The 12397-nt window shown below is 61.9% G+C and carries 8 protein-coding genes; 6 read left to right on the top strand and 2 right to left on the bottom strand.

All coding sequences use genetic code 11. The features are described from left to right. Positions 1-152: 152 nt before the first annotated feature. Positions 153-1052: an energy transducer TonB gene (locus EIY72_RS05425; RefSeq protein ID WP_093229143.1), complete on the bottom strand. Its 900-nt coding sequence runs from the start codon at positions 1050-1052 to the stop codon at positions 153-155. A gap of 77 nt (positions 1053-1129) precedes the next feature. After that, a complete protein-coding gene (gene gshB / locus EIY72_RS05420) occupies positions 1130-2083 on the bottom strand; it encodes a glutathione synthase (RefSeq protein ID WP_093229146.1) in 954 nt (317 codons plus the stop codon). 347 nt (positions 2084-2430) lie between these two features. On the opposite strand from gshB, the gene pilG reads away from it, so the two are divergent. The 6 genes from pilG (at position 2431) to EIY72_RS05390 (ending at position 12321) form a co-directional block, all read left to right on the top strand. Then, a complete protein-coding gene (gene pilG / locus EIY72_RS05415) occupies positions 2431-2835 on the top strand; it encodes a twitching motility response regulator PilG (RefSeq protein WP_093229149.1) in 405 nt (134 codons plus the stop codon). Positions 2836-2892: 57 nt separating this feature from the next. Next, positions 2893-3258 (top strand): twitching motility response regulator PilH, encoded by a 366-nt coding sequence (gene pilH, locus EIY72_RS05410; RefSeq protein ID WP_093230792.1) that lies wholly within the window; start codon positions 2893-2895, stop codon positions 3256-3258. A 10-nt stretch (positions 3259-3268) separates the two neighbouring features. Further along, positions 3269-3808 (top strand): chemotaxis protein CheW, encoded by a 540-nt coding sequence (locus EIY72_RS05405; protein WP_093229152.1) that lies wholly within the window; start codon positions 3269-3271, stop codon positions 3806-3808. Positions 3809-3871: 63 nt separating this feature from the next. Then, positions 3872-5932: a methyl-accepting chemotaxis protein gene (locus tag EIY72_RS05400; protein WP_093229155.1), complete on the top strand. Its 2061-nt coding sequence runs from the start codon at positions 3872-3874 to the stop codon at positions 5930-5932. 37 nt (positions 5933-5969) lie between these two features. Then, complete coding sequence (locus EIY72_RS05395) at positions 5970-11873, top strand: Hpt domain-containing protein (RefSeq protein ID WP_093229158.1); 5904 nt, start codon at positions 5970-5972, stop codon at positions 11871-11873. After that, entirely contained in the window at positions 11866-12321 is a 456-nt protein-coding gene (locus tag EIY72_RS05390) for a chemotaxis protein CheW (RefSeq protein ID WP_093229161.1), read from the top strand. Before EIY72_RS05395 ends, EIY72_RS05390 begins: the two co-directional genes overlap by 8 nt. Positions 12322-12397 lie beyond the last annotated feature (76 nt).

Here is a 12397-nt window from a genome sequence, read left to right as displayed (position 1 = left end):
CACCGCTTAAATGTGGGAGCGAGCCTGTTGTGGCGAGGGAGCTTGCTCCCGTTCGAGTGCGCAGCGCTCGCATATTTTGGGGCTGCTTCGCAGCCCAGCGGGAGCAAGCTCCCTCGCCACAGGTTTTCCGCCATCCTGGGGACTTGTGTCGATCAGTTGCTGGAGAGCCTGTCGCCGCGGGCAAACTTCCAGGTACGAATGATTTCCAGCCGGTCGATATCCGACAGATCCCCGGTGAACGGTGCAAATGGCGCAGCCAGCCGGACGATGCGCTGCGCGGCCTGATCCAGCAACGGCTGACCGGAAGACTCCAGCACCAGCACTTCATACAGCGAGCCGTCGCGGTTGATCGACACCATCAGGCGCAGATTGCCGTAGATCTGCTTGCGCCTGGCTTCGTCGGGGTAGTTGAGGTTACCGATACGCTCGACCTTCTTGCGCCACTCATCCTTATACCAGGCACCTTTGTCGCGCATGGTCGAGGCCGCGCTCAGGCGGTGGATGCGCGGACGTTTGGCGTACAGCTGTTGTTCGTTGGCCAGCTCGGCTTCCAGACTGGCGATGTCGCTGGACAGCTGTTCGCTGTCGAAGGTCGGCGCCTGAACCGCGGGCTTGGCTTCGGTCTTGGGTTCTTCGGTCTTGGCCGGGGCTTTTTTCGGCTTGGGCGCAACGGTGGTCACGGCAGCCTTGGGCGGCGCTTCCTGCACTTCAGGCTTGGCGGCCGGTGGCGGTGTGACTTTCTGCACCTTGTTGTCCTGGAATGGCGCGACCTCGGTGGTCTTGGGAATCGCCTTTTTATCCAGGGTGCCGCTGCCTTGCTGGTTTTCCTGAGCGAGGAAGTCAGCCTTTTCCGGCTTTTTCTCGCTTTTGAAAGTGGCGAGGGTGATTTCCAGGGTCTTGCTGATTTGCTTGGGTTCGACCACTGCAAATCCTACGCCCAGCAGCAACGCCAGGTGGATCAGTGCCGCCAGGAACAGGGTAAAACCGAGACGATCGGCCGGGCGCACGCCGCGGTGGGCGAGTTCAGCTGGCAGATCGGACGGGAGGGTCATGACAAGAAAACCAACATCGCGTTTTTCACAGGCCGCGCATGATAACGCAATGTTGGTATTTCCTAGGCTGTTCTATATCAACGAGCTTTGAGCTTCTGATCAATGGCGTCCATGAGCAGGCCGCCAATGTCAGTGCCGAACGCGTTATCGATTTCGCGAATGCAGGTCGGGCTGGTGACGTTGATCTCGGTCAGGTGCTCACCGATCACGTCCAGACCGACGAACAACAGGCCTTTTTCACGCAGGGTCGGGCCGACTTGTGCGGCGATCCAACGATCCTTGTCGGTCAACGGGCGGGCTTCGCCACGGCCGCCGGCGGCGAGGTTGCCACGGGTTTCGCCCTGGGCCGGGATGCGTGCCAGGCAGTAATCCACCGGTTCGCCATCGATCATCAGGATGCGTTTGTCGCCGTCCTTGATCGCCGGCAGGTACGCCTGGCCCATGATCTGCTGGGTGCCGAGGGCAGTCAGGGTTTCCAGGATCACCGACAGGTTCGGGTCACCCGCGCGGTGGCGGAAGATCGAGGTGCCGCCCATGCCGTCCAGCGGTTTGAGGATCACGTCGCCGTGTTTGGCGGCGAATTCGCGCAGCACGTCGGCGCGGCGGCTGACCACGGTCGGCGGCGTGCACTGCGGGAACAGCGTGGCGAACAGTTTCTCGTTGCAGTCGCGCAGGCTTTGCGGCTTGTTGACCACCAGCACGCCAGCGCGCTCGGCCTGTTCCAGCAAGTAGGTGGAGTAGACGAACTCCATGTCGAACGGCGGATCCTTGCGCATCAGGATCACGTCCAGATCGCTCAGCAGGTTGTCCTGTTCAGCTTCCAGTTCGAACCATTTTTCCGGGTTGGCGAACACTTTCAGCGGACGCATCCGCGCCCGGGCCTGACCTTCACCCTGGTACAGGTCGTGCTGTTCCATATAGAACAGTTCCCAGCCGCGCTTCTGCGCAGCCAGCAGCATGGCCAGCGAGCTATCCTTTTTATAGGAAATGCTGGCGATGGGGTCCATGACAATCCCGACGCGAACGCTCATGGGGGTTTCCTCGAAATTTGGGGGCTGTGTTGATCCCTGTAGGAGCGAGCACGCTCGCGATGGACTTCAGGACGCCGCGACCATCCAGACAGCCCGCGTCATCGTTGACGACCATCGCGAGCGTGCTCGCTCCTACAGAAGGTCAGGCAATAAAAGTGGCGTCAGAGTGGCGCTGAGTGTGTTCCCGGTCAAGGAAAAACCATCGCACCGGTTGGCCGATAGATTGGTTTTGAGGACTGTGCTAAAAAGGCTGCCATGCCGTGCTGGCCCTTGAACATCAAGGGCTTCGAGCCCTCGGTCAGCGCAAAACGGACAATTTGATTCGCAAAGGCGACGGTAGAGCATTTATGGAACAGCACCCCAGCGCCTTGAAGGTCATGGTGATCGACGATTCGAAGACGATTCGCCGCACCGCCGAAACGCTGTTGAAGAGCGTGGGGTGCGAGGTCATCACGGCCATCGACGGTTTCGATGCCCTGGCCAAGATTGCCGATAACCACCCCGGCATCATCTTCGTAGACATCATGATGCCGCGACTGGATGGCTATCAGACCTGCGCTTTAATCAAGAACAACAACGCGTTCAAGGCTACGCCGGTGATCATGCTGTCGTCCCGGGACGGGTTGTTCGACAAGGCCAAGGGGCGCATCGTCGGGTCCGATCAGTTTTTGACCAAGCCTTTCAGCAAGGAAGAGTTGCTCGATGCGATCCAGGCCCATGTGCCCGGGTTCGCCGCCGTTATGCCGCAGTAGGACACGCAAAGTGACGCCCGGCCATCGGGCCTGGCGTCGACAAGAATGGGGAAAACCATGGCACGTATTCTGATCGTCGATGATTCGCCGACTGAAATGTACAAACTGACCGGCATGCTGGAAAAGCACGGTCATGAAGTGTTGAAAGCCGAAAACGGCGCCGACGGTGTGGCCCTGGCCCGCCAGGAAAAGCCCGACGCGGTCCTGATGGACATCGTCATGCCCGGCCTCAACGGTTTCCAGGCGACCCGCCAGTTGACCAAAGACCCGGAAACCGGGCACATCCCGGTGATCATCATCACCACCAAGGATCAGGAAACCGACAAGGTCTGGGGCACGCGCCAGGGCGCCAGGGATTACCTGACCAAGCCGGTCGATGAAGAAACCCTGATCAAGACCCTGAACAACGTGCTGGTCGGTTGATCGAGCAGCCATGAGCCAGTCGCTGACGGCCTTCGAACTGCTGTTGCAGATCGACCAGCGCTGCCGCTTGCTGGCCGCGGACCTGCCGTCCCAGCCGAGCCAGAGGGACAGTTGGAGCGGCATAGGCTTTCGCCTGGGCGAACACTGGTACGTGGCGCCGATGAGCGAAGTCAGCGAGGTGTTGCACGAGCCGCGTTTTACTCAGTTGCCCGGGGTCAAACCCTGGGTGAAGGGCGTGGCCAACCTGCGTGGACGCCTGCTGCCGATCATGGACCTGTGCGGCTTTTTCGGGCACGAGTTGTCGGCGGCGCGCCGGCAGCGCCGGGTGCTGGTGGTGGAGCATGAAGAGGTGTTCGCCGGGTTGATGGTCGATGAGGTCTATGGCCTGCAGCACTTTGCCCGCGACAGCATGGAGCCTGTTGCACCCGATGAGTTGCAGGGGCCGATGGCGTCGTTCGTCAGCGGCAGGTTTCAGCGGGAGCAGAGCTGGCAGGTGTTCAGCCCATTCGCGTTGACGCAGTCGCAGAGTTTCATGCACGTCGCGGTGTAATCCCGCCCCCCCTGCAGGAAAGGGCCGGGCAGGACCGGAAATTGGGTTAACAGGCGAGGACCGATGATAAAAGCAAAAGCAGGCAAGCCAATGGAAGGGTCGCGCAGCCGGTCGCAGATCATCGTGCTGTTTATCGCGCTGATCGTCTTCATCATGCTGCTGTTCGCCAACTTCGCGTACCTCAACACCCAGGCTACCTACGACAAACAGTACATCGGCCACGCCGGCGAATTGCGCGTACTGTCCCAGCGCATTGCCAAGAACGCGACCGAAGCCGCTGCCGGCAAGGCGGCGGCGTTCAAGCTGCTCAGCGATGCGCGCAACGACTTTGCCCTGCGTTGGGGGTATCTGAAGAAAGGCGACCCGGCCACCGGGCTGCCGCCGGCACCGGCCAGCGTGCGCCCGGAAATGCGCGCGGTGCAGCAGGATTGGGAGCGCTTGCTGAAAAACGCCGACGCGATTCTCTCCAGCGAACAAACCGTGCTGTCGCTGCATCAGGTCGCCGCCACTCTGGCTGAAACCGTGCCGCAGCTGCAGGTCGAATACGAAAGAGTCGTCGAGATCCTGTTGCAGCGTGGTGCGCCGGCTGCTCAGGTGGCCATGGCCCAACGTCAGTCGCTGTTGGCCGAGCGCATTCTCGGCGCGGTCAACACCGTGCTGGCCGGCGACGAAAGCTCCCAGCAGGCCGCCGATGCCTTCGGGCGTGACGCGACGCAATTCGGCAAGGTGCTCAACGGCATGCTCCAGGGCGACGCGGCCCTGAAAGTCAGCCAGGTCGAGGATCGCGACGCCCGGGCGCGGCTGTCGGAGATCTCCGAGCTGTTCGAGTTCGTGTCTGGCTCGGTGGATGAAATCCTCGAAACCTCACCTGAACTGTTCAAGGTGCGCGAGTCGGCGAGCAATATTTTCAGCCTGTCGCAAACCCTGCTTGAAGAAGCCTCGCACCTGGCCAGTGGTTTCGAAAACCTCGCCGGTGGGCGCACCACCGACACCATCGGCGGTTATGTGCTCGGCCTGCTGGCATTGGCCTCGATCATCCTGATCGGCATGGTCATGGTGCGTGAAACCAACCGTCAGTTGCAGGAAACCGCCGAGAAGAACGAGCGCAACCAGAACGCGATCATGCGCTTGCTCGACGAAATCGAAGACCTCGCCGACGGTGACCTGACCGTGACCGCTTCGGTGACCGAGGACTTCACCGGCACCATCGCCGATTCGATCAACTACTCCGTGGACCAGTTGCGCGACCTGGTGGCGACCATCAACCTCACCGCCGGCCAGGTTGCCGCTGCCGTGCAGGAAACCCAGGCCACCGCGATGCACCTGGCCCAGGCTTCGGAGCATCAGGCCCAGCAGATCAGCGAAGCTTCGGCGGCGATCAACGACATGGCCGAATCCATTGACCAGGTGTCGGCCAACGCGGCGGAGTCGTCGGCGGTGGCCGAGCGTTCAGTGGAAATCGCCAACAAGGGCAACGAGGTGGTGCACAACACCATCCACGGCATGGACAACATTCGTGAACAGATCCAGGACACCGCCAAACGCATCAAGCGTCTGGGGGAGTCGTCCCAGGAAATTGGCGACATTGTCAGCCTGATCGATGACATTGCCGACCAAACCAACATTCTTGCCCTCAACGCGGCGATCCAGGCCTCCATGGCCGGGGATGCCGGGCGCGGTTTTGCCGTGGTCGCCGATGAAGTGCAACGCCTGGCCGAGCGTTCGTCGGCGGCAACCCGGCAGATCGAGACCCTGGTGCGGGCGATCCAGACCGACACTAACGAAGCGGTCATCTCCATGGAGCAGACTACGACCGAAGTGGTGCGCGGCGCACGTCTGGCGCAGGATGCCGGTGTCGCCCTGGAAGAAATTGAAGGGGTGTCCAAGACCCTGGCGGCGTTGATCCAGAGTATTTCCAATGCCGCTCAGCAACAGACCTCGTCGGCGGGACAGATCTCCCTGACGATGAACGTGATCCAGCAGATCACCTCGCAGACATCGTCAGGCTCGACCGCCACTGCCGAAAGCATTGGCAACCTGACGAAAATGGCCAGCCAGTTGCGCCGTTCGGTCTCCGGTTTCACCTTGCCGGCTGCCAAGGCACAGGCTGTGGACAAAGCTTGAACCGCCCAAGGGTGTACGCATTGTGATTGGAGTGGTTATGGGTGATCGGCACGACTATGTGGCCCTCGAGTGGGTCAAGGGCGAGATTGCCGAAACGCTGAAGCAGGCCCACCAGGCCATCGAAACCCTGCTCGATGACCCGCAGGCGACGCACGCGCTGGACCTGTGCCTGACGTGTATTCACCAGGTTCACGGCAGCCTGCAGATGGTCGAGTTCTACGGTGCGGCGCTGCTCGCCGAAGAAATGGAACAGCTGACCATGGCCTTGCAGGGCAATCGCGTCAGCCACCGTGACGAAGCGTTGCACCTGCTGATGCAAGCCTTGGGGCAAATGCCGATCTACCTCGACCGGGTGCAAGGCGCGCGCCGCGATCTGCCGCTGGTGGTGCTGCCGTTGATCAACGATCTGCGCAGTGCCAGGGGTGAAACCCTGCTGTCGGAAACCAGCCTCTTCAGCCCGCAACTGCCCGAGATCGCACCCTTGCCGCCGGCGGCTTTGCAGCAACTGGAACCGGCTGATTTTCCCGGGGTGTTGCGCAAGCTGCGGCAAATGCTGCAGATGGCCCTGGTCGGGTTTCTGCGCGAACAGGACAGCGACACCAACCTTGATTACCTGGCCAAGGTCTTCACGCGCCTTGAGGCGTTGTGCGGCGAAGCGCCCCTGAGCCCGCTGTGGCAAGTGGCTTCGGCGTTGGTCGAGGGTATGCAGCGCGGTTCCATTGCCAACAGCCCCGCCTTGCGCAGCCTGTTCAAGGACGCCGACAAGGAACTCAAGCGCCTGCTCGAACAGGGCATGCCCGGCATCAATCAACCGGCACCGCCAGAGCTGCTCAAGAGCTTGCTGTTCTACATAGCCAAGGCCGAACATCCCACCGGGCAGATGCTGACCATGAAAGATCGCTACTCGCTGGATGATGCGTTGCCCGACAGCGCGCTGGTCGATGAAGAGCGCGCGCGCCTGGCCGGCCCCGATCGCGACGCCGTTCGTTCGGTGCTCACGGCGTTGTGCGAAGAGCTGGTGCGGGTCAAGGAGCGACTGGACCTGTTCGTACGCAGTGACCGCCAGCACACCTCCGACCTCGACAGCTTGCTGGCGCCCCTGCGGCAAATCGCCGATACCCTGGCGGTGCTGGGTTTTGGTCAGCCACGCAAGGTCATCATCGATCAGCTGGCCGTGGTCCTGAGCCTTGCTCAGGGCCAGCGCGAGCCTAACGATGCGATTCTCATGGATGTGGCCGGTGCCTTGCTGTACGTCGAAGCGACCCTGGCAGGCATGGTCGGTACCGTCGAGCCTGAAAACCAGGAAGACAGTCGCCTGCCGACCACCGACCTGACCCAGATCCACCAGATCGTGATCAAGGAAGCTCGCATCTGTTTGCAGCAGGCCAAGGACATGATCGTCGACTACATCGATGCCGACTGGGATCGCCAGCATCTGCAGGCATTGCCGGCCTTGCTGACACAGGTGCGCGGCGCGCTGGCAATGATTCCGCTGGGACGCGCGGCGAGCCTGATCGAAACCTGCAATCACTTCATCCGCGAGCACCTGCTGCTCGAACCGGGGCAGCCGGGCTGGCAGGCACTGGACCACCTGGCCGATGTGATCACCAGTATCGAGTACTACCTTGAACGCCTCAGCGACGACCCCGAGACATCGGGTGAGAACCTGCTCGACGTCGCCGAAAAAAGCCTCGCGGCTCTTGGTTTCTACCCCAGCGAACATCAGGTGCCGGTGCTTGAAGATGTCCTGAGCCCGAGCGAAGCGCAGGTCATGCAGTTGATGCAGGAACTGGATGATCCGCAGATCGTGCAGACCCTGGCGGACGTACTCGCCAGCCCGGTATCGGCGCTGAACCCGCCAGCCCTGAGCACCCCGAGTAGTCTGCTGCCGCCTCCGGCCGATGAAGAGCCGGTGGATGAAGAGTTGCGCGAAGTCTTCCTCGAAGAAGTCGACGAGGTGCTGCAAGTGCTTCGCGAGTACTTGCCGCGCTGGTCGGTCAACTCCGACAACCACTCGGCCTTGAGTGAGCTGCGTCGCGCCTTCCACACCCTCAAGGGCAGTGGCCGGATGGTCCGCGCCCTGGTCCTGGCAGAACTGGCCTGGGCTGTGGAAAACCTGCTCAACCGCGTACTGGAAAACAGTGTTGAGCCAGGCGCCACGGTGCAGCAACTGCTCGGCGACGTGCTGAACCTGCTGCCGGAACTGGTGGCCGAGTACGCGGCCAATGCCCAGCGCCAGCGTAACGATGTCGATCAATTGGCCGCTCGTGCCCATGCGCTGGCCAAGGGCGAGGAGCCGATCGGCGATGAAGACACCCGCGATGTCGCGGCCCTCGATCCGTTGCTGTTGGAGATTTTTCGCAAGGAAGCCGAAACCCATTTGACCAGCCTCAATCGCTTCCTCGAGCAGGCGGCCGAACACGTGCCGTTGCAAGCCAGTGACGAGCTGCAACGGGCGCTGCACACGCTCAAGGGCAGTGCCTACATGGCCGGCGTGCTGCCGATTGCCGAGCTCGCGGCGCCGCTGGATCAACTCGCCCGCGAGTACAAGGCGCACCTGCTTGCCCTGGACCTGGACGAAGTCGAATTGCTCCTGGAAGCCGAAGGGCTGTTTCGTCTGGGGCTGCGCCAGCTCAAGCGTGATCCGCTGGCTGAAATTCCCGGCGCGAGACACTTGATCGAACGTGCCAGGGCCATGGTCGCCGAGCGTCTTGAAGCGCTGATGAATACGCCGAGCACCGGGCTGCGCATCAAGCGTGACCCGCAGTTGATCAACAACTTTCTGGCCCAGGGCATGGACATTCTGCTCGACGCCGAAAGCCTGTTGCAGCGCTGGCAGCAGCATCCCGGCGAACGTCAGGAACTCAGTGCGCTACTGGATGAGTTGACCACCCTTGGCGAAGGTGCGCACCTGGCTGACCTGCATCCGGTCGATGAACTCTGTGAAGCTTTGCTCGACCTGTACGGTGCCGTGGAAGAAAGCAGCCTGGCGGTCAGCGAGCGGTTTTTCCATGAGGCGCAAAGTGCCCATGAGGCATTGATCAACATGCTCGACGAACTGGCCGCCGGCCAGGAAGTCAGCCCACAACCACGCCGCATCAAAGCCTTGCGCGAGTTGCTCGATGAGAGCCTTGACCCTTCGGCCATGGGTCTGATCCGCAGCGACGGCAGCCGCACCCTGAGCATCCACGAACTGGGCGCTGCCACGGCCGAACTCGACCACAGCGCGCGGGCGGCGGATCTGGACGACGAGATTGTCGGGATCTTTCTCGAGGAGGCCGTGGACATTCTCGACAGCGCCGATGAGGCTTTGCAGCGCTGGTTGCGTGACCCGGACAATGCGGCGCCGCTGTCTTCCCTGCAACGTGACCTGCACACGCTCAAGGGCGGCGCGCGCATGGCCGAGGTCGGACCGGTCGGTGATCTGGCCCATGAACTGGAAGGCCTGTACGAAGGTCTGGTGAACCGGCGTTACGCCTACAGTGATGCACTGGCGTCGCTGCTGCAACAGAGCCATGACCGCCTGGCGCAGAACCTTGATCAGTTGCAGCAGCAACAAGCCTTGAACCATGCCGATGAGCTGATCGAAGCCATTCGAGCCTATCGCCAGGGGCACACGGGCAATGCCGAAGTGAGCGCGCCGGCAGCGAGCGACGACACACCTGACCATGATCCCGAGTTGCTGGAAATCTTCCTGGAGGAAGGTTTCGACATCATCGAAAGTTCAGGTGCCGCGCTGGAGCGCTGGCAGGCACAGCCATCGAATCGGCAGGAAGTCGAGACCCTGTTGCGCGACCTGCACACCCTCAAGGGTGGCGCGCGCATGGTGGAAATTGCCGCCATCGGCGATCTGGCCCATGAGCTGGAGTTTCTCTACGAAGGTTTGTCCACCGGCGTGCTGCAACCGACGCCGCCGCTGTTCGCCTTGTTGCAGCGCAGTCACGATCGCCTGGCACAGATGCTCGACGCGGCTCGCGCCGGTGAGCAGATGCCGCCGGCGGATCGTTTGATCGATGCAATCAAGAACTTCAGTCACCCGGCCGTACCCGAGATTGCCAAGCCTGTTGCGCCACCGAGCACGCCAAAGGCCGAACCGCTGCCGCCACAGGACGTCGGCGCGGACATGGTCAAGGTCTCGGCCGAGTTGCTCGATGATCTGGTCAACCTGGCCGGTGAGACGTCGATCTTCCGTGGTCGAATCGAACAACAGGTCAACGATGCCCGCACCGCCCTGAATGAGATGGAAACCACCATCGAGCGAATGCGCGACCAGTTGCGGCGTCTCGATACCGAAACTCAGGGGCGCATTCTCAGCCGTCAGCAAGTCGATGCCGAACGCCTGGGTTACGAAGAGTTCGACCCGCTGGAAATGGACCGCCACTCGCAGTTGCAGCAATTGTCCCGGGCGCTGTTCGAGTCCGCCTCCGACTTGCTCGACCTCAAGGAAACCCTCGACCGGCGCAATCAGGATGCGGAAAACCTGCTGCAACAGCAGGGGCGCATCAACACCCAGTTGCAGGAAGGCCTGATGGCCACCCGCATGGTGCCGTTCGAACGGATGCTGCCGCGCTTGCAGCGGATCGTCCGGCAGGTGGCCGAGGAACTGGGCAAGGATGTCGATTTCATCGTCGATAACGCCGAAGGCGAGATGGACCGCAACGTTCTCGAACGCATGGCCGCGCCGCTGGAGCACATGCTACGCAACGCCGTCGACCATGGCCTGGAATCCGCCGAAGTGCGACTGGCTGCGGGCAAGCCGGCCAAAGGCAAGATCACCCTCGACCTGCTGCGCGAAGGCGGCGACATCATTTTCGACATCCGCGACGACGGTGCCGGTGTGCCGCTAGAAGCCGTGCGACGCAAGGCAATCAAGCGCGGCCTGCTCGATCCGGACAGTGCCGTCAGCGACCACGACGTGCTGCAGTTCATCCTGCAACCGGGGTTTTCCACCGCCGAAAAGATCACCCAGATTTCCGGGCGTGGCGTCGGCATGGACGTGGTCCACGAAGAGGTGCGGCAACTGGGCGGCAGCATGAGCATCGACTCGGTGCAGGGGCAGGGCGTGCATTTCCGCATCCGTCTGCCATTCACAGTGTCGGTCAACCAGGCGTTGATGGTGCAGTGCGGCGACGATCAGTACGCGATTCCGTTGAACACCATCGACGGCATCGTGCGCGTGCTGCCCAATGAACTGGAAGGGCATTACCGGCTCGATCCGCCGAGCTACGAATACGCCGGGCAGCGCTATGAGCTGTGCTATCTGGGCGAACTGCTGAAAACCAGCCAGCGTCCGAAACTGTTGGGCCAGAGCCTGCCGCTGCCGGTGTTGCTGGTGCAGTGCAACGATCGCCATGTCGCGGTGCAGGTCGATGCCATGGCTGGCACGCGGGAGATCGTGGTCAAGAGTCTCGGGTTGCAGTTTGCCGCGGTGCAGGGTGTGTCCGGGGCGACCATTCTCGGCGACGGCCGAGTGGTACTGATTCTGGATTTGCTCGCGCCGATTCGTGCCCTGCAAGCCCATGTGCCGCAACGAACCGCCAGTCACGAAACCGAGGCCGAGCCGCAGCGGCCTTTGCTGGTGATGGTGGTCGACGACTCGGTGACCGTGCGCAAGGTCACCAGCCGTCTGCTCGAACGTCACGGCATGAACGTGCTGACGGCCAAGGACGGGGTCGACGCCATGCTGATGCTCGAAGAACACCTGCCCGACGTGATGCTGCTGGACATCGAGATGCCGCGCATGGACGGTTTCGAAGTGGCGACCCAGGTGCGCAACGACGAACGCCTGCGGCACCTGCCGATCATCATGATCACCTCCCGCACTGGCCAGAAACACCGCGACCGCGCCATGGCCATCGGCGTCAACGACTACCTCGGCAAGCCATACCAGGAATCGGTGCTGCTCGACAGCATCGCCTTGTGGAGCAAATCCCATGCTTGAACACCGCACCAGCAACCTCACCGGTCTGCTGCTGCCCCTGGCCGACCGCAACCTGATCCTGCCCAACGTCGCGGTGGCCGAGCTGATCGACTACCAGCAAGGCACCTTCGATCTGGATTCGCCGCCGTGGTACCTGGGGTTGGTGAGCTGGCGCGACCGGCAGATTCCGTTGCTCAGTTTCGAGTCGGCATGTGGTCAGAAAACCGTGATCGGCGAGCGTGCGCGCATCGTTATTCTCAATGCCCTGGGCGGACGATCCGAGCTGAAATTCATCGCGTTGCTGGTGCAGGGGATTCCGCGCTCCTACAAGCTCGACAGTCAGTTGAGCTATGTCGATGTGCCGTTGTGCTCGCTGGAGAGTGCGGCGGTGCAGGTGGGCGAGCATGTGGCTAAAGTGCCGGATCTGCTGGCGTTGGAAGATCTGCTGGTGAATGCTGGGCTGATCTGACGGGCCCCATCGCGAGCTTGCTCGTGATGGCGCCGGACCAGACAACCATTAACTTGAGCGTAACAATCCGCCACCC

The organism is Pseudomonas vancouverensis, assembly GCF_004348895.1.
Classification (GTDB): domain Bacteria; phylum Pseudomonadota; class Gammaproteobacteria; order Pseudomonadales; family Pseudomonadaceae; genus Aquipseudomonas; species Aquipseudomonas vancouverensis.
This window is presented reverse-complemented; position numbering and strand designations above follow the sequence as displayed.